The sequence below is a fragment of the Streptomyces sp. NPDC033178 genome, from assembly GCF_055577685.1.
In genome coordinates this window covers 447,757-467,004 of sequence record NZ_JBVIPT010000004.1, presented here as the reverse complement: position 1 = coordinate 467,004, position 19,248 = coordinate 447,757, and the positions used below count along the sequence as shown (strand labels likewise).

Annotated in this window: 18 protein-coding genes; 13 read left to right on the top strand and 5 right to left on the bottom strand. The window is 72.2% G+C overall.

The annotated features are described in order from the left end of the window. The first annotated feature begins 1 nt into the window (after position 1). The 5 genes from ACZ5VQ_RS12820 to fabG are packed head-to-tail and all read left to right on the top strand — an operon-like array spanning position 2 to position 6,611. Positions 2–928, top strand: a complete 927-nt coding sequence (locus tag ACZ5VQ_RS12820; protein WP_469104890.1) for an NAD-dependent epimerase/dehydratase family protein — start codon at positions 2–4, stop codon at positions 926–928. Further along, a complete protein-coding gene (locus tag ACZ5VQ_RS12815; protein WP_469104889.1) occupies positions 925–2,820 on the top strand; it encodes an FAD/NAD(P)-binding protein in 1,896 nt (631 codons plus the stop codon). Before ACZ5VQ_RS12820 ends, ACZ5VQ_RS12815 begins: the two co-directional genes overlap by 4 nt. A gap of 5 nt (positions 2,821–2,825) precedes the next feature. Beyond that, the gene (locus ACZ5VQ_RS12810) at positions 2,826–4,316 is read left to right on the top strand and encodes a class-II fumarase/aspartase family protein (RefSeq protein WP_469105021.1); all 1,491 of its coding nucleotides are present in this window, start codon (positions 2,826–2,828) and stop codon (positions 4,314–4,316) included. Continuing rightward, complete coding sequence (locus ACZ5VQ_RS12805; RefSeq protein WP_469104888.1) at positions 4,313–6,010, top strand: MFS transporter; 1,698 nt, start codon at positions 4,313–4,315, stop codon at positions 6,008–6,010. Before ACZ5VQ_RS12810 ends, ACZ5VQ_RS12805 begins: the two co-directional genes overlap by 4 nt. Then, positions 5,892–6,611, top strand: a complete 720-nt coding sequence (gene fabG / locus ACZ5VQ_RS12800) for a 3-oxoacyl-ACP reductase FabG (protein ID WP_469104887.1) — start codon at positions 5,892–5,894, stop codon at positions 6,609–6,611. Before ACZ5VQ_RS12805 ends, fabG begins: the two co-directional genes overlap by 119 nt. Before the next feature lie 97 nt (positions 6,612–6,708). Here the strand turns inward: fabG and ACZ5VQ_RS12795 are convergent, their stop codons facing one another. The 3 genes from ACZ5VQ_RS12795 to ACZ5VQ_RS12785 form a co-directional block, all read right to left on the bottom strand. After that, positions 6,709–8,475 carry a lysyl oxidase family protein gene (locus ACZ5VQ_RS12795; protein ID WP_469104886.1) on the bottom strand — a complete coding sequence of 589 codons (1,767 nt, stop codon included), beginning with the start codon at positions 8,473–8,475 and terminating at the stop codon, positions 6,709–6,711. Positions 8,476–8,756: 281 nt separating this feature from the next. Beyond that, a complete protein-coding gene (locus ACZ5VQ_RS12790; protein WP_469104885.1) occupies positions 8,757–9,533 on the bottom strand; it encodes a polysaccharide deacetylase family protein in 777 nt (258 codons plus the stop codon). Next, positions 9,530–9,685 carry a hypothetical protein gene (locus ACZ5VQ_RS12785; protein ID WP_469104884.1) on the bottom strand — a complete coding sequence of 52 codons (156 nt, stop codon included), beginning with the start codon at positions 9,683–9,685 and terminating at the stop codon, positions 9,530–9,532. The genes ACZ5VQ_RS12790 and ACZ5VQ_RS12785 overlap by 4 nt, the downstream gene beginning before the upstream one ends. Before the next feature lie 170 nt (positions 9,686–9,855). Between ACZ5VQ_RS12785 and ACZ5VQ_RS12780 the strand changes: the two genes are divergently transcribed. From ACZ5VQ_RS12780 to ACZ5VQ_RS12770, 3 genes are all read left to right on the top strand, one after another. Further along, on the top strand, positions 9,856–11,175 hold the full coding sequence (locus ACZ5VQ_RS12780) for a sensor histidine kinase (RefSeq protein ID WP_469104883.1): 1,320 nt from the start codon (positions 9,856–9,858) through the stop codon (positions 11,173–11,175). Continuing rightward, the gene (locus ACZ5VQ_RS12775) at positions 11,163–11,870 is read left to right on the top strand and encodes a response regulator transcription factor (RefSeq protein ID WP_469104882.1); all 708 of its coding nucleotides are present in this window, start codon (positions 11,163–11,165) and stop codon (positions 11,868–11,870) included. The genes ACZ5VQ_RS12780 and ACZ5VQ_RS12775 overlap by 13 nt, the downstream gene beginning before the upstream one ends. A 195-nt stretch (positions 11,871–12,065) precedes the next feature. After that, positions 12,066–13,508 carry a PP2C family protein-serine/threonine phosphatase gene (locus ACZ5VQ_RS12770; protein ID WP_469104881.1) on the top strand — a complete coding sequence of 481 codons (1,443 nt, stop codon included), beginning with the start codon at positions 12,066–12,068 and terminating at the stop codon, positions 13,506–13,508. Positions 13,509–13,523: 15 nt separating this feature from the next. Here the strand turns inward: ACZ5VQ_RS12770 and ACZ5VQ_RS12765 are convergent, their stop codons facing one another. Beyond that, positions 13,524–13,964, bottom strand: coding sequence for a VOC family protein (locus ACZ5VQ_RS12765; RefSeq protein ID WP_469104880.1), 441 nt, complete (start codon positions 13,962–13,964; stop codon positions 13,524–13,526). Positions 13,965–14,132: 168 nt separating this feature from the next. Between ACZ5VQ_RS12765 and ACZ5VQ_RS12760 the strand changes: the two genes are divergently transcribed. Both ACZ5VQ_RS12760 and ACZ5VQ_RS12755 read left to right on the top strand, forming a co-directional pair. Beyond that, complete coding sequence (locus tag ACZ5VQ_RS12760) at positions 14,133–14,702, top strand: GNAT family N-acetyltransferase (protein WP_469104879.1); 570 nt, start codon at positions 14,133–14,135, stop codon at positions 14,700–14,702. Positions 14,703–15,287: 585 nt separating this feature from the next. Then, entirely contained in the window at positions 15,288–15,902 is a 615-nt protein-coding gene (locus ACZ5VQ_RS12755; protein WP_469104878.1) for a GNAT family N-acetyltransferase, read from the top strand. A gap of 95 nt (positions 15,903–15,997) precedes the next feature. Here ACZ5VQ_RS12755 and ACZ5VQ_RS12750 read toward each other — a convergent pair whose 3' ends face one another. Further along, positions 15,998–16,408, bottom strand: coding sequence for a DUF5994 family protein (locus tag ACZ5VQ_RS12750; protein ID WP_469104877.1), 411 nt, complete (start codon positions 16,406–16,408; stop codon positions 15,998–16,000). 824 nt (positions 16,409–17,232) lie between these two features. Here ACZ5VQ_RS12750 and ACZ5VQ_RS12745 point away from each other — a divergent pair. The 3 genes from ACZ5VQ_RS12745 (at position 17,233) to ACZ5VQ_RS12735 (ending at position 19,212) form a co-directional block, all read left to right on the top strand. Then, positions 17,233–17,616, top strand: coding sequence for an STAS domain-containing protein (locus tag ACZ5VQ_RS12745; protein WP_469104876.1), 384 nt, complete (start codon positions 17,233–17,235; stop codon positions 17,614–17,616). Positions 17,617–17,695: 79 nt separating this feature from the next. Continuing rightward, a complete protein-coding gene (locus ACZ5VQ_RS12740) occupies positions 17,696–18,418 on the top strand; it encodes an ANTAR domain-containing protein (protein ID WP_469104875.1) in 723 nt (240 codons plus the stop codon). Then, a complete protein-coding gene (locus ACZ5VQ_RS12735; protein WP_469104874.1) occupies positions 18,415–19,212 on the top strand; it encodes a GAF domain-containing protein in 798 nt (265 codons plus the stop codon). Before ACZ5VQ_RS12740 ends, ACZ5VQ_RS12735 begins: the two co-directional genes overlap by 4 nt. Positions 19,213–19,248 lie beyond the last annotated feature (36 nt).

Here is a 19,248-nt window from a genome sequence, read left to right as displayed (position 1 = left end):
CGTGCGCGTACTGGTCGCCGGGGCCACCGGTGTGGTCGGACATCCGCTGGTGAGCGCGTTGCGGGCGCGCGGTCATGAAGTGAGCGCGCTGGTACGGGAGAAGTCCCGGGCCCGGGCTCCGGAGGCGGACGCGGTCGTGGTCGCCGACGCCCTGGACCGGGCGAGCCTGCTGTCCGCGGTGTCGGCCGCCCGGCCCGAGGTGGTCGTCCACCAGATGACGGCGCTGCGGCTGCTGCCCGACGACCCCGTCGGGGCCTTCGCGCTGACCGCACGGCTGCGGACCGAGGGGACCGCCAATCTCGTCGCGGCGGCCCGCGCGTCCGGTGCGCGGCGGCTGGTCGCGCAGTCCGTCGCCTTCGCCGCCGCCCCGTCCGGCGATCCGGTCCTCGACGAGGACGCGCCGCTGTACGTGGATGCCCCGGACGCCGGCTGGGCCGCCACCGTGCGGGCCGTCGCCGAGCTGGAGCGGCAGGTCCTGGGCAGCGGCCCGGACCTCGCGGGCGTGGTGCTGCGGTACGGCACCCTGTACGGCCCCGGGACCGCGTACGCCCGTATCGGCGGGACCGGCCAACGGGTGTTGACCGGAAAGCTCCCGCTGCCCGGGGGCGGATCCGGGATCACCTCGTTCGTGCATGTGGTGGACGCCGTGGGGGCGGCCGTCACGGCGGTCGAGTCGGAGGCCACCGGCGTCTTCCACGTGACCGACGACGATCCGGCCCCGGCCGCGCAGTGGCTGCCGCACTTCGCCCGCACCCTGGGCGGCCCGCCCCCACGGACGATTCCGGCGGCACTCGCGCCCCGGCTCCTCGGCTGGTTCATGACCCATCAGCTCACCGCGGCGCGGGGCGCGGCGAACGACCGGGCCCGTACGGAACTGGGCTGGAAGCCGCTGCGGCCGAGCTGGCGCGACGGGCTGGGCCGGGAATGACCGGGCCCGGTGACGCCATCAGCGTGTGTGTGATCGGCGCCGGTCCGCGCGGGCTCTCGGTCCTGGAGCGGATCTGCGCCAACGCGGGACAGGCCGCCGGGCCGGTCGTGGTCCACCTCGTCGACCCGTACCCGCCCGGCGCGGGCGCGGTGTGGCGCACCGGCCAGCCGCCCGAGCTGCTGATGAACACGGTCGCCTCCCAGGTGACCCTGTTCACCGACGACAGCGTGGACTGCGCGGGGCCGTCGGTGCCGGGGCCGAGCCTGTACGAGTGGGCGCGCACCCTGGGGCCCGGGGCGTACCCGGACCGGGTCCTGGAGGAGGCGCGGCGGCTCGGCCCAGACACCTATCCGACCCGCGCCTTCCACGGCCACTACCTGGAGTGGGTCTTCCGGCATCTCTTACGCACCGCCCCTCCCGGAGTGACGGTCCACACCCACCGCGCGACCGCGGTCGCCCTGGCGGACACCCCGGACGGGCGGCAGACGGTGACCCTGGCGGGTGGTGACCAACTGGCCGGGCATGACTCGGTGGTGCTGGCGCTCGGCCACGGCGGCCTGACCCCGAGCCCGGAGGAGCGTGCGCTGGGCTCCTTCGCCGACCGGCACGGCCCGCTCTACGTGCGGCCCGCCAACCCCGCGGACGCCGACCTGAGCCGGATCGCGCCGGGCACCCCGGTCGCCCTGCGCGGCCTGGGGCTGAACTTCTTCGACTGCGTGGCGCTGCTCACCGAGGGCCGCGGCGGCACCTTCAAGGAGAGCCAGTCCGGCCTGGTGTACCTGCCGAGCGGCAACGAGCCTGTGCTGTACGCCGGTTCACGGCGCGGGGTGCCGTACCACGCACGCGGCGAGAACGAGAAGGGCGCGCTCGGCCGCCACCACCCCCGCTTCCTGACCCCCGAGGTCATCGCCGGGCTGCGGCGGCGCGCGGACGACGGGCACCCCGTCTCCTTCCGCGACGAGATCTGGCCGCTGATCGACCGTGAGGTACGGACCGTCCACGACGAGGCGTGGACCGACCGGTACGGGGTGGCGCCCGCCGAGCCGTGGGACTGGCGGCGGATCGAACGGCCCTACGGCGACCGGGACTTCGCCGGCCGTGACGACTTCCGGCACTGGCTGCTGGAGTACTTGCGGCGGGATGTCGCCGAGGCCCGGCTGGGCAATGTGAGCGGGCCGGTGAAGGCCGCGCTGGACGCCCTGCGGGACCTGCGCAACGAGATACGGCTCGTGGTCGACCACGGTGGGGTGTCCGGCGCCTCGTACCGGGCCGAACTGGACGGCTGGTACACGCCGTTGAACGCGTACACGTCCATCGGTCCGCCGGCCTTCCGCATCGAGCAGCTGATCGCGCTGATCGAGGCGGAGGTGGTGCATGTGCTCGGCCCGGGGATGCGCGTACGGCCCTCCGCGCGCGACGGCGGCTTCCTCGTGGACGCGGAGCAGGTGCCCGAACCCCCGGTGCTGGTCCGCGCGCTCGTCGAGGCGCGGCTGCCCGTCGTCGATCTGCGGCGGAGCGCCGATCCCCTGCTGCGGGGGCTGCTGGCGGCCGGTGACTGCGTGCCCTACCGGCTGGGCGGCCGGGAGACGGGCGGGCTCGCGGTGACGAGGAACCCTCCCCGGCTGGTGGACGCGGCGGGCCGGGCGCACCCGCACCGGTTCGCCTTCGGGGTGCCGACGGAGGGGGTGCGCTGGGTGACGGCGGTCGGCATCCGGCCGGGCGTCGGCTCGGTGACGCTGGAGGACTCGGACGCGATCGCGCGGGCGGTGCTGACGCTGCCGGAGGCGGCCGAGGTTCTGACGCCCGACATCCCCTCGCAGGACATGACTTTGACGGCCCATCAGGCATGTCAGACACATCAGCCATCGGGCGAAGGAGGTCGAGAAGCGTGAACGTGATGTCCGTGGGTACCGACGCGGGCCTGCTCGCCCCCACCTGGGCGGGTACGCCCGCGGCGGCCGAGGTGACCGACGAGGCGTGGCTGCAGGCCATGCTGGACGCCGAGGTGGCCCTGGCCCGGGCCCAGTACGCGGTCGGGCTGACACCCGCCGCCGCGGTGCGGGCGATCGCCTCGGTGGCCCGCGCGGACCGGCTGGACCTGGTCGCCCTGGCCCATGCGGCCCGGGCCGCGGCCAATCCGGTGGTCGCGCTGGTGACGGCGTTCACCGAGGTGGTCGCCGCCAAGGACGCGGCCGCCGCCGAGTACGTACACCGGGGGTCGACCAGCCAGGACATCCTCGACTCCGCGGCCATGCTGGTCGCCCGCCGGGTGCTCGGTCTGATCGCCGCCGACCTGGAACGCGCCGGCGCCGCCCTGGCCGCGCTGGCCGACACCCACCGCCACACCGTCCTTGCCGGCCGCACCCTGGCCCAGCACGCGGTGCCCACCACCTTCGGTCTCAAGGCGGCGGGGTGGCTCCAGTTGGTCGGCGACGCCCTGGCCCGGGTGCGGGCGGTCGCCTCCGCGCTCCCGGCCCAGCTGGGGGGAGCGGCCGGGACGCTCGCCGCGTACCGCGAGTACGCCCTGCTGGACCGCGGAGATCGCGGGGATCGCGGGGATCGCGGGGAGGGCCGGGAAGGCCCGGAGGACGGGGAGGGAGGGGACGGGGGCCTGAACCCGGCCGGCGGCGAGGGCGGAGTCGAGTTGCTCCGCCCCTTCGCCGAGGCGCTGGGGCTGGCCGAGCCGGTGCTGCCGTGGCACACCGTGCGCACGCCCGTCGCCGAGGTGGGGGCGGTGCTCCAGCTGGTCACCGGCGCGCTCGGCAAGTTCGCGCTCGACGTGCAGACACTGTCCCGTACCGAGATCGGTGAGGTGTCCGAGCCCGTGGCCGCCGGACGCGGGGCCTCCTCGGCGATGCCGCAGAAGCGCAACCCCGCGCTCGCCACGCTGATCGTGTCGGCCGCCCGTCAGGTGCCCGCCCATGCCCTCGTACTGGCACAGTGCCTGCTCGCCGAGGACGAGCGGCCGGCCGGTGCCTGGCACGCCGAATGGCAGCCGCTGCGGGAGGCGTTGCGGCTGGCGGGCGGGGCCGCGCACACCGCCGTGGAGCTCGCCGAGGGGCTGGTCGTCCATCCGGAGCGCATGCTGGCCAACCTCGAACTGACCGGTGGCGCGCTCGTCACCGAGCGACTGACGGTGGTGCTGGCCCCGGCGTTCGGCAAGGTGCGGGCGAAGAAGCTGCTGACCGCCGCGTCGGCCGAGGCGGCCGGCACCGGGCGCCCCCTCGCCGAGGTGCTGTCCCAACACCCCGAACTCTCGGCCCTGTTCACCCCCGCCCGGCTGTCGGAACTGCTCGACCCTGCCCACTACACGGGCGCGGCCGACGCACTGGTCGACCGGGCGCTGGGCGGATTCGCGGAGCTCGACGGAAAGGGAGGCAGCCGATGACCGCCGTGGGCCGGGTGGAGGAGAAGGAAGCCGTCCCGTCCCGGTCGTGGCCCGTTCTCCTGGTCATGGTCTGCGCCCAGATGCTCATCTGGCTGGACACCTCGGTCCTCAACGTCGCCGTCACCACGCTCGCCGACCCGGTCGACGGCCTGGGCGCGACCCCCGCCGAACTGGAGTGGGTGGCGAGCGCCTACACCCTGGTCTTCGCCGGCACGCTCTTCGCGGGCGGCGCGCTGGCCGACCGGTTCGGCCCCCGGAACACCCTCCTCGCGGGGCTCACGCTGTTCGGCGCCGCCTCCGGTGCGGGCGCCTTCGCCACCGATCCTGCCTGGCTGATCGTGGCGCGCGCCGCCATGGGCGCGGGCAGCGCGCTGCTGATGCCCGCGACCCTGTCGGTCATCGTGCAGAGCACCCCGGAGGAGAAACGCACCCGGGCGATCGCGATCTGGAGCTCGTCCAGCGGTCTCGGGGTGGCCGTCGGCCCGGTCGTGGGCGGGGCGCTGCTCAGCCACTTCTGGTGGGGCTCGGTGTTCCTGGTCAACGTGCCGATCGTGGCCCTGTGTCTGGCCGCAGTGGTGGCCGTCGTACCGGAGTTGAAGGGGCCCCGGCGCAGGGTGCTCGATCTGCCAGGTCTCGCCCTGTCGGTGCTCGGTCTCGGCGGTGTGGTCTACGGGATCATCGAACTCGGCAACGGGCAGACCTGGTACGGCCCGCACGTGCTCCTCCCCCTCCTGCTGGGCGGCGCGCTGCTCGCCCTCTTCGTCGCCGGTCAGCGCAGGTCGCCCGCGCCGAGCCTGGACCTGCGGCTGTTCCGGCAGCCCGGGTTCACGGCCGGGAGCGTGGTGCTGCTGATCGCGTTCATGGCGCTGGCCGGGCATCTCTTCTACGCGGCCTTCTACTTGCAGGGGCCGCGCGGGCTCTCCCCCGCCGACGCCGGAACGGTCATGATCGCCGCGGCCATCGGCATCGTCCTGGGCAGTCAGGCGTCGCCCGCGCTGAGCCGGCTGCTCTCGGCCCGGTGGACGGTCGCGGCCGGGGTCCTGGCCACGGCCGCCACGTACGTCGGCTATCTGTGGTTCGACGGACGGACCCCGGTCCTGACCGTCGCCGCGCTGCTGTGGGTTCAGGGCTTCGGGATGGGCCTGGTCGGTACGCCGGTCACGGCCGTGATGATGAGCGGGGTGCCGCCGCATCTCGCGGGCGCCGGGTCGGCCGTCAACAGCGTCACCCGGCAGGTGGGCGGGACGCTCGGAGTGGCGATGACCGGTTCGATCCTCTCCGGGGTGTACCGCGAGCGGATGGCGGACGCCGAACTGCCGGGCGGGGCAAGTGGGTTGACGCCCGGCGCCGAGGAACAGGCCCGCACCTCCGCCGAGGCGGCCCGCTCACTGGCCGGTTCACTGCGGCTGCCGGAACTGGCGGCCACCGCCGACCGCGCCTTCCTCGACGCCATGTACGCGGCCACGTTCTGGACCGCCGTACTGGCCCTCGTCGGATTCGCCGTGGGCGTCGTGGGACTGCGGACACGGAACGTCGACAGAAGAAGCAGCGGAGGCAGAGGAAGTGGGGACGGCGATGGAACAGGCGAAGGGCCGGTCGGTCTTCGTGACCGGGGGGAACCGGGGGATCGGGCTGGCCACGGCCCGCCGCTTCGCGGCGGCGGGGGACCGGGTCACGGTGACGTACCGCGGTGAGGAGCCACCGCCCGGGACCGCGGAACTCCTCGCCGTACGCTGTGATGTGACGGACAGTCAACAGGTGGACCGGGCCTTCAAGGAGGCCGAGGCGGCCCATGGCCCGGTCACCGTCCTGGTCGCCAACGCGGGCACCACCCAGGACCGGCTGCTGGTGCGGATGACCGAGGAGGACTTCACCTCCGTGGTCGACACCAACCTCACGGGGGCCTTCCGGGTCGCCCGGCGGGCGGTGCGCGGAATGCTGGGCGCGGGTCACGGACGTATCGTGCTGATCTCCTCGACGGCGGCCCTGCACGGCGCCGCCGGGCAGACCAACTACGCGGCGTCGAAGGCGGGTCTGGTCGGTTTCGCCCGGTCGCTCACCCACGAACTCGGGCCCCGGGACATCACCTGCAACGTGGTGGCGCCCGGTCTGACCGAGACGGACATGAGCCGTGCGCTCACCGAGGAACAGCGCGGGAACCTGCTGCGGCAGACCCCGGCCGGCCGGCTCGCCCGCCCTGAGGAGGTCGCCGACGCGGTGGCGTTCCTGGTCGGCGCGGGCCATGTGCGCGGCGCGGTGATCCCGGTGGACGGGGGCGCGGGGCTCGGGCACTGAGACACCACCGCGGAGTCGGTGCCCGAGAAGGCCGCGGCTCCTGGCCCGGCGCCGGAGTGCCGGAGTGCCGGGCCAGGAGCCGCTCGGGGACGGGTGGTTACGGAGCGTTGATCAGGTCGTGCGGCGGGACCGTCACGGTGCGGGCGCCCGGGTCACCGGCCAGGACGACCTTACGCAGTGCGACGTTGTTCTTGGTGTTCGTCTCCTGGAGGCGGTTCTCCGGGTTGGCGATCACCTGGATGTAGTACGTGCCGTTCGGCAGGTCGGTGATGTCGAAGGACTGGCCGGGACGGTACTGGGTGTACGTGTCGCCGGAGCCGACGTCGAGGACCTCGCGTACGGAGATCGAGTTCTGCTCACCGCAGGCGGTCGACAGGTCGGTGTTCTCCGGGTGCCAGTTGGCGTTCTTCACCGTGTAGTCGACGGCGTCGGTGTTGGCCAGGCAGAACGCCTCCTTGCCGCTGCGCACCTCCTTGGTCTGGTCCTCGCTCAGCAGCCGGTAGCTGGCGAAGTCCGTGAAGTGCCAGTGCTCGTGGCCCTCCCGCGGGTCCCACTCCATGGTGCCGCTGGGGGTGTACCCGACCTGCTTGCCGGCGGCGTCATAGAAGTACTGGTAGGAGTCCATCAGGTCCTTGCCCGGAGCGCGGAAGCCGTCCACGACGAGCGGCGCGGGGCCCGCGTTCCAGACGTTCGCGCTGAAGGCGAGGTAGTCCTTGCCCGGGGCGTCGCCGTCCTCGCCGTCGGTGATGGCGATGTCCCAGGCGGGGAGCGAACGCAGGTCGGGCTTGGGCACGTTGGCCGGGACACCGGCACGGCCGCCGGGCCGCTTGGCGGCCGGCTTCAGCGCGGGCGCGATGCGCGAGCCGTCGGTGTGGCCGGGCCCGTCGCCCAGGTGGTGCGCCAGGCCACGGTCCTCGAGCGCGTGGGAGAGGGCGGGCGGGGTGGGTGCGTCGGCGCCGCGGGGGCCGTAGTGGTGCGCGGCCGCAGCGGCTGCCGCGGCGGGATCCTCGGCGGACGGTGTGCCGTGGCCGCCGTGCCCGCCTCCATGAGCGGCGGACCGCGAGGCGGCCACTCCGGCTCCCTCCCCGCCTTCGCCCTCCGACCGGACCGTCAGCTTGATGGTGTGCTGGTCGTCGGGGATGCCGAACAGGTCGCGGTACTGCTTGGACACCCCGACCTTGGCGGTGTACTCACCCACCGGCAGGTCCACAGGCTTGTCGTAGTCGATCGTGCTGGTGTTGGACGCCCAGCCCTTCTCGACGCCCCACACCGAGCCCAGCGTGAAGGGATTGGTGGGGCAGCTCTGCGGATACTTCGAGGTCGCCGGAGCGTCCGGACGGATCCGCCCCGAGGCGTTGTTCGGACAGTAGGTCCCCTTGGTGGCCGACACCTCCTCGCCCGCCGCGTTGCTGATCGACACCTCGACGAAGCCGGGCAGACCGGAGAAGTCCTTCACCAGCCCGGCGGGCAGCGTCCGTGTCTTCGGGGTATTCGTGCTCGTTCCGTCGCGGAGTATCTGCTGGGCGACGACCGGGTCCTTGTACGACTTCCGGGTCACCTTGAATTCCAAGGGTGCGTCGTCGACCGAGACGTACGTGCCGAGGTCCAGGAAGACGCCGGAGGCGCCCTCCCACTCGTAGCGGTCGAGCGTCACGGAGTTCGACGCGGCGATCAGCTTGAGCTTCGGCTTCCCCGCCGTGCTCTCCTGTGCGGCCCCGGCGCCGGGAGCGGCCCCGGCTCCCGCGACGACGACGGTGAGCGCGGCTCCCGCCGCGAACGTCGCACGCTGTAAACGGGTCCGGTTTCCCTGACTGCCCTGGCCTGTCTTACTGCCCTGGCTTGTCTGACTTCTCTTGCTGGTCATCGATTCCTCGTCTGCGAGTGCCATGGTCTGTGGCATCGGACTGGGCTGCCCACAGCCGACCGGGCCGGTGCCGAGGCATGGAACTGCGCAGGCACGGGCCGTACGGTCCGGACGCACCCCCGCGCGCCCGGCGCCGACCTGTGATCAAGCTGCTGTGAGCAACCTGTGAGAGAGGCAAATGCGGTGGGTGGGTTGCCTGTTGAGAGCAAGCTCGGGAAATGGCCGCCGGAGCCGGCACGTGCCGTCGGGGCCGGTGTGTGCCGTCAAGGCCGGTGTGTGCGTCAAGGCCGGTATATGGTCCCGGGCTCCGGTGACGCGGGCGCCAGGAGCCGGGAGACCGTCACGATGGTGTAGCCGCGCCTGCGCAGGGAGTCGATGATGCCCGGCACCGCCGGAACGGTCCCCTTGTAGCGGTCGTGCAGCAGGATGATCCCGTCGCGCCGCGTCCGGTCCAGTACCCGCCGGGTGATCAGGGCGGTGTCCGTCGTTTCATAGTCCTTGGCCGTGACGCTCCACAGGATCTGGGCCAGGCCCAGTTTCCTCATCACCGCCGACACGTCGTCGCTGGTCCGCCCCTGCGGGGGCCGCATCAGGACCGGGGCGCGGCCCGTGATGCGCCGCACATCGTCCTGTACGGGCTTCATTTCCGCCTCGATCTCCTCGGCGCTCAATTCCGTGAGCACTTTGTGGGACCAGGTGTGGTTCGCCACCTCGTGCCCTTCCCTCGCCATCCGCAGAACCGTGCCGGGATAGGTGTCCGTGTGACCCTTTCCCTGGAGAAAGAAAGTCGCGTGCACTTTCTTCTCCTTCAGGATGTCGAGGAGTTTCGGGGTGGGTTCGCTCGGGCCGCCGTCAAAGGTGAGGGCGACGCACTTCGCGACGGTGCAGTCGGGTTCGTCGCCGCCGCTCTGCCGTGTTCCGGATTCCGCGGCGGCCGCCCGGGCGTCATGCGGGGCCTTCACTCCGTGGAGGGTTCCGCACCCGCCGGTCAGGAGGAGCGAGGCGCCGGTCGCGAGCGTGACGGCGGCCCGGAGGGCCGGCTTTCGGAGCCGCGTCACCGCACATCAGCGGCCTGCGCGGCCAGTATGTCCTGTGCGTCCTGCCGCCGCCCGCGCCGGTGGGCGGTGACGGCGACGGTCACGAGGACCGCGCCGACGACCACCGAGAGCGTCGTCGAATTGACGGTCCCGGTCGAATTCTTCATTTCCATGCCGTCGACCGTAGAAATCGACGAGGAAAAGTTGATCGGCAAAAAGAATGCGGTGTACCTGGCCGAATGAACAGGGCGCACCGATACCAACGAACAAGGCGCACCTATACTTTGGTATAGGAAATGGCGGCCGGTTCCCGCTCGCGCAGATCCATGGGTACGGTCTCTCCGTGATCGATGTGAGACAGACCTGGCGGAGCCGCCCCGGGCTCGCGGAACTGGCCGTGGCCATGGCCGCCGTTGCCCTGACCGTGCTCGTGGCCAGGGCGCAGCGGTCGGGCCTGTCCGTCTATCCGCAGATCGGCGGAGGCGCCCCGGCAGGCCTTCTTGAGGAGGCGCTGCCGTTTCACTGGGTGCTCACGGGACTCAGCGGCATACAACCCTTCGCCTGGGCTCACACGGGATCCGACAGCCTCGTACCCCTGCTCGCCTGCACCGCACTGGGTCTGCGGCGGCGCCACCCCGCCGGGCTGGCGGTGGCCCTGATCGTCCTCGGCACCGGCTGGCCGGTGGTGGTGCCCCTGCTGATCGCCCTGTTCACCGTCGCCACGATGTGCCCGGCCCGTACGACCTGGGCGGTCACCGCGGCCGCGCTCGTCCCGGTGCCCGTGGCCCTCCTGCTCGCCCCGTATCCCCCCGGGCCGCTCTTCCTGGCGACCGCGGTGTCGGCCGTCACCCTGGTCGCGGGCGCCGTCGGCTGGGGTCTGGTCGTCGTGGGCCTGCGGGAACGGGCGGTCCGCGCGGAGACGGAGGCGACGCTGCGGACCGAGCAGGCGCGGCAGCACGCCCGCGAGGAGATCGCCCGGGAGATGCACGACGTGCTGGCGCACCGGCTGTCACTGCTGTCCATGCACGCGGGCGCGCTGGAGTACGCCCCGGGAGCGCCGCCGGAACAGCTCGCCGAGGCCGTGGGCGTGATCCGGCACAGCGCCACCCGGGCCCTGGAGGACCTTCAGGACGTACTGAAGGTCCTGCGGGCCCCCGTCGTGGGCGACCACACAGAACCGCCCCAGCCCACGCGCGTGGATGTGGCCCAGCTGATCGAGGAGTCCCGCACCGCGGGCGTGGAGCTCCACCTCCGACAGCGGGTCGACGACTCGGTCACCATGTCGCCGGCGCTCGCCCGCACGGCCTACCGGCTGCTGCAGGAAGCCCTGACCAACCACCGCAAGCACGCCCCCGGCGCCCCGGTGACCCTCACCCTTGAGGGCGGCCCGGAGACCGGACTGACCATCCAGGTGACGAACCCACTGGAGCCGACGGGGCCTGCCGGCCCGGCAGTACGGGACTCGGCGCGGGATCCTGGGCAGGGCCCGGCGCGGGACTCCGTACCGAACTCCGTACCGAACTCCGGGCAGGGCTCCGTACCGGGCTCCGGGCAGGGGCTCATCGGCATGCGGGAACGGGTCGACCTCGTAGGCGGGCGCCTGCGACACCGCACCACACCCACCGACTTCCACCTCGACGTCTGGCTCCCATGGACGGCCTGACTCCCGGGACGGGCGGCCCGGTCCCCCGGATCCGCCTGCTCGTCGTCGACGACGACCCCCTGGTACGCGCCGGACTGCGCCTCATGCTGTCGGCGGCCGACGACATCGACGTCGTCGCGGAAGCCGCCGACGGAGCCGATGTGCGGGCACTCGTGGACGAGTACCGTCCGGATCTCGTCCTCATGGACATCCGGATGCCGAGGATGGACGGTCTCGCGGCCACGGCGGCGCTCCGGCAGCGGCCGCGGCCTCCGCAGGTGCTGATCCTGACCACCTTCACCACCGACAGCTACGTACTGCAGGCCCTGCGCGCCGGAGCGGCGGGATACGTCCTCAAGCACACTCCCCCGGCACAGATCGTGGCGGTCGTGCGCAATGTCATGGCGGGAGAGCCCGTACTGTCCTCGGCCGCGGTGAGGCAGTTGATCGACACCGTGACCGACCCCGCGGGCGTCCCCGGCCCCTCCCGCCACGAGGAACGGGAAAATGCCGGGGCGATGCTGGACCGGCTCGGCGCCCGGGAGCGGGAGGTCGCCCTCGCCGTCGCCGAGGGCAGAACGAACGCGGAGATCGCCGCGGCCTGCCACATGAGCCTGCCCACGGTGAAGGCCCACGTCTCCCACATCCTGACCAGGCTGGACCTCAACAACCGGGTACAGATCGCGCTGTTGGTCTATCGGGCGGGCCTCGTCTGAGCGTTCCGCTCCGCGGGGGCGTGGTGGAAGGCCGGGGGGGGACAAGGCGATCGAGCGCAAGGACGGTCCCACGCGATGGCGGAAGCTCTCCCGTGATCGCGCCCCTGACCGCGCCGTACGCGCCTCGGTCCGTGCGCAGGGGCCGGCTCCGGGACCGGGTCGCACGGAGCCGGGGGAGGGAGTAGACATGATGGCATGAGCGACAGTGATGCGCCTGGTGGGAGAGAGAGCCCGGGCATCAGGACGGACCCCGAGGCCGATGCGGACGCCGAAGCAGAGACCGCCGCGGACCCCGATCCGGAATTCGCCCACACCCGCTCCCCCTCCTCCTCTCCCGAGGCCGGAGCCGAAGCCGAAGCCGAAGCCGAAACTGAAGCCGACATCGACATCGACTTCGCGAAGGTCTTCCAGGCCCTGCCCAGCCCGGTCATGCTGCTCGCGCCCGACCTGACGATCATCGCCGCGAACCGGGCCTATGTTCAGATATCGGGCCGCGGCCTGGACGAGCTTGTCGGCCGGTTCATCTTCGACGTGTTTCCCGACAGCCCCTCCGAGGAGGCCACCGGCGCCCGGACCCTGCGTACCTCGCTCGAACGGCTGCTGGCCACGGGCGAGCGGGACACCATGGCCCTGCAGAAGTACGACGTCGAGGTGCCCGACCGACCGGGTGTGTTCGAGGAGCGTTACTGGAGCACGGTCAACATCCCGGTCCTCGACGCGGACGGACGGGTGTCGCTCATCGCCCACCGCGTCGAGGAGGTCACAGCCCTGGTCCGCGCCCGCCAGGCCTCCACCCCGGCGCCGGGCACCCAGCACGCCGCCCTCACCACGCTCAGTCACGAGGACGCGATGACCGCCGACCTCCTGACCCGCTCCCAGGAACTGCAGGAACTGAACGAGGAGCTGCGCAAGGCCCACGCCCGTACGCACGAGGTCGCCGTCACCCTGCAGCGCGCCATGCTGCCCGGCACCGCGCTGCCGCGGCACGACTTCGCCGCCGTCCGCTACCAGCCCGCGGCCAGCTTCCTCAACGTCTGCGGCGACTGGTACGACCTGATCGACCTGGACGAGGACCGGCTGGCCGCGGCGGTCGGCGACGTCGTCGGGCACGGGCTTGAGGCGGCGGGCGTCATGGGTCAGCTGCGCAGCGCGCTGAGCGCCGCGATCCGCGCCACCGGCCGGCCCGCCGACGCGCTCACGACCCTCGCCCAGCACGCGCACACCGTCGAGGGCGCGCTCGCCACGACCGCCGTCCAGGCCGTGATCGACCGGGCCGCCCACACGGTCACGTACAGCTGCGCCGGCCACCCGCCGCCGCTCCTGGCCCACCCCGACGGAACGGTCGAACTACTCGACACGGCCACCGACCCGCCCCTGGCGGCCGGCGACGACACCATCCCGCGCACCCAGGCGACGGCGCCCTACACCCCCGGCGCCACCCTCGTCCTCTACACCGACGGCCTGATCGAACGCCGCGGCGAAGACATCGACCACGGCCTCCAGCGCCTGACCCACAGCCTCAAACGCCACCACACCCTGCCCCCCGAGCCCCTGGCGGACGCCATCCTCACCGACCTGGTCCCCGCCCCGCGCCGGGGCCCGGACGACGACACGGCACTGGTGGTGATCCGGCTGTGACGGGTCACTTCCTTCTCAGCTCAGTTGCTCGGCCAGTCCGACGATGATGCCCTCCGGCCCGCGGAGGTAGCAGAGCAGATAGCTGTCCTCGAACCGGGCGATCTCGCCGACGAGTTCGGCGCCGTGAGGACGCAGGCGCGCAATGGTGTCCTCTAGGTCGTCGACGGCGAACATGACGCGGTGCGTGCCCAGAACGTTGTGCGGCCGGTTGCGCGGCCCGGCGCCGGTCGCCGCGGGGCTGCGGTACTTCGACAGCTCAAGCCGACTGTGACCGTCCGGGGTCCGGACCATCGCGATGTCACAGTGGACGCCGTCGAGTCCGGTGCACTGGTCGGCGACGAGACCCTCGACCTCCCCCCTGCCCTCCAGCTCCATACCCAGTTCCACGAAGAACGCGACGGCGGCATCCATGTCCTCGACGACGATGCCGACATTGTCCATCCGCTGAATCGCCATGCTGGTCTCTCCTTCTCCCACGTGCGGCCAGTGCTGACCGCTGATGCCCCTGGGACGAAGCCGATGGCACATTCTCGACACCCGCAGACCACCGAACTCGGGCCCACGCCGCGGTATCGCGACGGGTTCGGTCTGGACTGCCGGTGCCCTCGCTTGATCCAATGGTGGATGACATCGTTCTGGACAGGCACGCGGATACGTCTGCGCGGAATCGAGCCCGACGACTGGACCGCGTTCATGCGGTTCGCCGTGGACGAGGAGCGGTTGGGGGACGCGGTGCGTCCGCCTCGTTCCGCCGAGGGCCATCGGGCCTGGGCGAAGGAGCAGGCCGCGGGCGGGCCCGACGGTGACAGTTTCCGGCTGGCGATCGAGGCGCTCGACACCGGGGAGATGGTCGGCGCCGTCTCCTCCAACCACGCCGATCCGCAGGCCGGACGTTTCGAGTACGGCGTGACGGTCGGTGCGGATCATCGGCGCAAGGGGTACGCGGCGGAAGCCGTGGTGCTGCTGCTGCGGTTCATGTTCGCCGAGCGGCGCTACCACAAGTGTGAAGCGCGGGTCTTCGCCCACAACCAGGGGTCGTTGGCGCTCCATCGTCGGCTCGGTTTCGTCGAGGAGGGGCGCCTCCGCGATCACGTGTTCCTCGCTGGCCGGCACCACGATCTCGTCCTCCTGGGCATACTCGCCGACGAGTTCACCCAACTGCACCCGTCGACCGAGCCACCCTTCGGCACCTAAGCCACGCGGTCCTGCCCTCGGTGAGTCCATCCACCACCATCTTCGCCGATGGATCCGTGGTGTGGTGGTCGCCGCCGGTGGTGTACCGGCGGCGACCACACCGCCCTGGCGCGCCACCCCCCGGTCGGCGGGTTGCAGGGCATGGGATCCCTCATGGGTCGCCGCGGCACGCGGGAGTGCGCCGTGGCGAAGTCCGCGAGGGACACGTGGTCGAGGGCCCGGCCGCGAAGGGGCGGTGGGGATACCGAAGTTGTCCGGGCGGTGGAGGCCGCCTCGTCCTGACGCCCGGGGACCGGGGGCGGATGCGCCCGGGGACAGGGGGCGCGCGAGAAGCGGGAGAACGCGGCTTCAACGCTGTGACCCGGCTCACGAAGAGCCGCACTCCTCACTCGGCTCCGAGCCTAGGCCCGGCCGCCCGTTCTGGATAGCCCCGCGTCCGTACGTCCCGTATGCCCGTACGGGCGCCGCCACCTGCGGGCCGGGCGGCACCCGGCTGATCCCGACGCCCCGTTTACCCCGGCGGCTCCTGCTGTGATGATGCCGAGTCGGGGGATGACCATCCCGCGCGGCCGGGGGAGGACCCGTATGACCGAGGTGTACTTGCGCAGACTGTCCCGGTGGCAGGCCGAGCAGCAGCGGGCAGCCGTCGCGGACGTGCACGTCACGGCGTACCGGGGTGCCGCGGGGGCCGAATACCGCGACCGCCAGGGCTTCCTGGACCGGTTCGAGCAGCATGTGCAGCGCACCGGCTTCGACATGATGGTCGCCGACGCGGGCGGACTGGTCGGCTGCGCGTACGGGTTCCGGGTGGAGCGGACCGGCGAGTGGTGGTCCGACTTCCGTGGGGAACTGCCCACGGACATCGAGGAACTCACCGCCTCTGGCCGTGCCTTCCTGCTCGCCGAACTGATGGTGCTGCCGGCCCACCGCCGGCTCGGCGTCGCGACCCTCCTGGGCGAACGGCTGCTGGCCCGGCTCGACGCCGATCTGGTCGTCGCGGCAGTGGACCTGGAGCGACCCGACGACGAAGGAAGCGACGGCGGAGAGGGCGGTGACGGCGGACGCGGTGACGGCGGCAGCCGTCCGGCGAACGCGGCCCAGGAGACCGTGCGCGCCTGGGGTTGGTCAAGGCTGGGTCTCCTCGCTCCCCACTCCCCGTCGGCCGTCCGCGAGGTATGGATCCGCAGGCCACTGCGCTGATCCGCGCTGGTTCACGGTGATCCACGCTGGTTCACAGTGGTCCGCGGTGGTTCACAGTGGTCCGCGGTGGTCCGCGGTGGTCCGCGGTGACCCCGTCAGCGAGACGGGCGCACGCCCGCCGCCGCGGCCGCCATCAGCGGCTCCGCGTCCGCCGCGTCGACCTCCGGGGGCACGACCAGCAGGTCCCAGCGGCCCCGGCCCGGACTGACCAGGCAGACGGTGTGCCGGCCGTGCGCCCCGGAGGACCGGCTCAGCCGTACGACATGGTTGGCGACGAGCATCCGGCCGGGCGACGCCGCCCACATCGCCGTGTTCACGGTGACGCCGGTGATCTGTCCCCACGTACGGGGCAAGGCGCCGATCAGCAGCGGAAGTTCGGCCAGCAGATCGCGCGAGTGGGGCCACCACGCCCCGTCGATACGGCGCGGCAGGGTGCTGTGCGGGGCCAGTCGCAGGCGGGCGAGGGGCTGGGAGGGCAGGGGTTCGAGGACGGGGACGGTGATCATGGAGCGCTCCTGTCTGGGGCACGACTGCGGCGTACCGGTGGTTCGTTCGCGGCGGACACGACGGACCGCGCGACGGAACGGGCTCTCTTCTCCTGCGACTCGGTCGAGCCTCTCCCGCAGCTCGGTCGAGCCGGGTGACAGGTGGCTCCTTGGCCTCGATGCCCCGGTGCCTTCGTGCTTCCCTGAGCCGACGAGTCGGTGACCCGGTGGCTCACTGACTCAGTGGTTCGGTGGCTCAGCCGTTCGGCGGCTCAGTGGTTCGGTGACTCGCCGACGCGGAGCGTGCGGTCAAGGTCGTGTGCCACCCCGGCGCTGGGGCTCGACCGGCGGACGTGAACGACTTCAACCGGCCATGGGGCGGACCCTGCCCCGGGCACTGATCGGCCCGGCGTAGTCGTGCGCCGAGGACGAGACCGACTCGATCACCGGTGTACGACATGCCCTCGGTTCCTCCACCGTACCTTGACCCCAGGCAAACGAGGCTGCCGAGACCGTACGGTTTGCGAGGTCTCGGCCCGCGTCAACTTCCGCGCGGGCCTCGCCGCTTCGGCACCGAGCCGTCAGTAACCGGTCGGGTACCGGCCAAGTACGGCCTCTTCGAGCGCCTACCCGACGGATACCGGAAACGGCGCGACGGGCGCCTCCGCCCCGGCAGTACGCTCGCCGTACGGCAGCCCGTGCCCCCGGCCCTCACCGTGAAGTCCCGTTCCGCGCAACCGAGGCTCTGCGCAAGGCGAAAGCCACCCTGGAGAGCGCCGTTCCACCGCGGCCCCTCCACGGAGCGACTCCACCGGGCCGCTCCACAGCCAGAGGAGATGGGGCACATGGGCCCACATCCCAGCCTGTTCGACGAGTGCCGTGTGGTCGGGGCGAGCGGCGAGCTGGACCTGACGACCGCACCGGGCTTCACCCGTGACCTGGAGGACGTGCGCCGCGGCACCGGGCGTCTCTTCCTCATCGTCGACCTGAGCGGCCTGACGTTCATGGACGGCAGCGCCCTGGACCCGCTGTGCGCGGCATGGGACGACTGCCGGTCGCGGCGCGGCTGGACCCGGGTCGTCTACACCCGCCCGTGCATAGGTCTGGTGTTCCGGGCCGGCGCGGTCGTCCAGCGCTTCCCCCGGTACGCGAGTGCCCGGGACGCCTGGCGCGGCATGCCCGCCGACGACCCGGAACAGTGGAGCGTGACGGCGAACCGATCCGCGTAGGGTTGCGACGCAAGCCGGTCGGTGCCTCACTCCGAGGCTCCCGGCCGCGGCTGAACGGAAACCGGTGATCAGCGACGGCATGGCCGACGTTCTCCGGTCGCTGCGCCTCGGCGGGCGCGGTGATCCGGCCCGGGCGTGCGCGCTGGCGCTGGGCGCCGAGGGCGTCGCGCTGTCGCTGCTCGTGGGCAACGGCCGCATGGCCGAGCCGGTCTGGTGCCATCCCGAGGTGAGCGCGCGTTTCGAGGAACTCCAGTTCACGCTGGGCGAGGGCCCGGGCCCGGACGCGGTGCGCACCGGATCCCCCGTCATGGAGCCGGACCTGGACCGCGTACGCCCGGATCGGTGGCCCGCGCTGCTGCCGCCCGCGCGGGACATGGGCGTCCACGGAGTGTGCTGCTTCCCGCTGGGCATCGGGGCCATCCGGGTCGGCGTACTGACCGTGCTCTGCGACGGCGACCGGACGATGACCGTTCAGCAGTGTACGGACGCGACGGCCCTGGCCGCCGCGCTGACCGGCGCGCTCCTGAACGGGAACGGGGGCGGGAACGGGAACAGCGGCCCGGTGCTCGGCATGTTCCTGGACCGGCCGACGGGACTGCATCGCGCGGCGGTGCACCAGGCCACGGGAATGATCAGCGTCCAGCTCGGTGTGACGATGGAGGAGGCCCTCCTGCGCCTGCGGGCCCACGCCTACAGCAGCGAGCGCCCCCTCGGGGAGGTCGCGGACGACGTGGTCGCCCGCAGACTCCGCTTCAACGACGACACGAACGGGCCCTACTCGCCCGGCGACGGAAAGGGATGATCGGCATGGCCCGCGAACAACGTCTGGCCGAGATCTTCGTGGAGGTGGCGGACTCTCTCGTCGAGGATTTCGACGTCATCGACCTGCTGCAACGGCTGTCCACGCGCTGCGTCGAGCTGCTGGACGTCTCGGCTGCGGGCATCCTGCTCGTGGACGCCCACGGCGAGCTGCAGATCATCGCCGCGTCGGACGAGCACGCCCGCCTGCTGGAGCTGTTCGCGCTCCAGCACGACCAGGGCCCGTGCGTGGAGTGCTACCGCACCGGCACGGCCCGTACGAACATCGACCTGACGCGGCCGGAGACGACTGCGGCCTGGCCGCACTTCGCCGGCCAGGCCCGCGAGACGGGTTACGTGACCACGCACGCGCTCCCGCTGCGCCTGCGCAACCGGGTCGTCGGCGCGCTCAACCTCTTCCAGAGCGCACCGCACCGCCTCGGTGACGCCGACATCGCGCTCGCCCAGGCGCTCGCCGACGTGGCCACGATCGCGATCCTCCAGCAGCGCACGCTGGAGCAGTCGCACATCGAGAACAGCCAGCTGGCGACCGCGCTCACCAGCCGCATCCTGGTCGAACAGGTCAAGGGGGTGCTGGCGGAGCGCTGGAACACCTCGGTGGACGAAGCCTTCGCCGTGTTCCGCTCGTACGCGCGATCCCGTCAGCTGCGCCTCGCGGACCTCGCCTCGCAGATCATCGCGGGGGACTTCGACACCGCGTCCATTCCCGCCCCGGCCTCGGAACCGGCCCCCGCAACGGCACCGGCACCGGCCGCGCCGGAGGACCGCACTGGATGACGGCACCGGATGACGGCATCGGATGACGGCACGACG

What these genes read in the sequence shown, in the direction of transcription:
- ACZ5VQ_RS12805 (WP_469104888.1), top strand. Translation starts at nt 4,313, where the DNA reads ATGACCGCCGTGGGCCGGGTGGAGGAGAAGGAAGCCGTCCCGTCCCGG.
- ACZ5VQ_RS12745 (WP_469104876.1), top strand. Translation starts at nt 17,233, where the DNA reads ATGGGCCCACATCCCAGCCTGTTCGACGAGTGCCGTGTGGTCGGGGCG.
- ACZ5VQ_RS12775 (WP_469104882.1), top strand. Translation starts at nt 11,163, where the DNA reads ATGGACGGCCTGACTCCCGGGACGGGCGGCCCGGTCCCCCGGATCCGC.
- ACZ5VQ_RS12795 (WP_469104886.1), bottom strand. Translation starts at nt 8,475, where the DNA reads ATGACCAGCAAGAGAAGTCAGACAAGCCAGGGCAGTAAGACAGGCCAG.
- ACZ5VQ_RS12740 (WP_469104875.1), top strand. Translation starts at nt 17,696, where the DNA reads ATGGCCGACGTTCTCCGGTCGCTGCGCCTCGGCGGGCGCGGTGATCCG.
- ACZ5VQ_RS12760 (WP_469104879.1), top strand. Translation starts at nt 14,133, where the DNA reads ATGACATCGTTCTGGACAGGCACGCGGATACGTCTGCGCGGAATCGAG.
- ACZ5VQ_RS12810 (WP_469105021.1), top strand. Translation starts at nt 2,826, where the DNA reads ATGTCCGTGGGTACCGACGCGGGCCTGCTCGCCCCCACCTGGGCGGGT.
- ACZ5VQ_RS12765 (WP_469104880.1), bottom strand. Translation starts at nt 13,964, where the DNA reads ATGGCGATTCAGCGGATGGACAATGTCGGCATCGTCGTCGAGGACATG.
- ACZ5VQ_RS12735 (WP_469104874.1), top strand. Translation starts at nt 18,415, where the DNA reads ATGATCGGCATGGCCCGCGAACAACGTCTGGCCGAGATCTTCGTGGAG.
- ACZ5VQ_RS12755 (WP_469104878.1), top strand. Translation starts at nt 15,288, where the DNA reads ATGACCGAGGTGTACTTGCGCAGACTGTCCCGGTGGCAGGCCGAGCAG.
- ACZ5VQ_RS12785 (WP_469104884.1), bottom strand. Translation starts at nt 9,685, where the DNA reads ATGGAAATGAAGAATTCGACCGGGACCGTCAATTCGACGACGCTCTCG.
- ACZ5VQ_RS12815 (WP_469104889.1), top strand. Translation starts at nt 925, where the DNA reads ATGACCGGGCCCGGTGACGCCATCAGCGTGTGTGTGATCGGCGCCGGT.
- ACZ5VQ_RS12770 (WP_469104881.1), top strand. Translation starts at nt 12,066, where the DNA reads ATGAGCGACAGTGATGCGCCTGGTGGGAGAGAGAGCCCGGGCATCAGG.
- fabG (WP_469104887.1), top strand. Translation starts at nt 5,892, where the DNA reads ATGGAACAGGCGAAGGGCCGGTCGGTCTTCGTGACCGGGGGGAACCGG.
- ACZ5VQ_RS12750 (WP_469104877.1), bottom strand. Translation starts at nt 16,408, where the DNA reads ATGATCACCGTCCCCGTCCTCGAACCCCTGCCCTCCCAGCCCCTCGCC.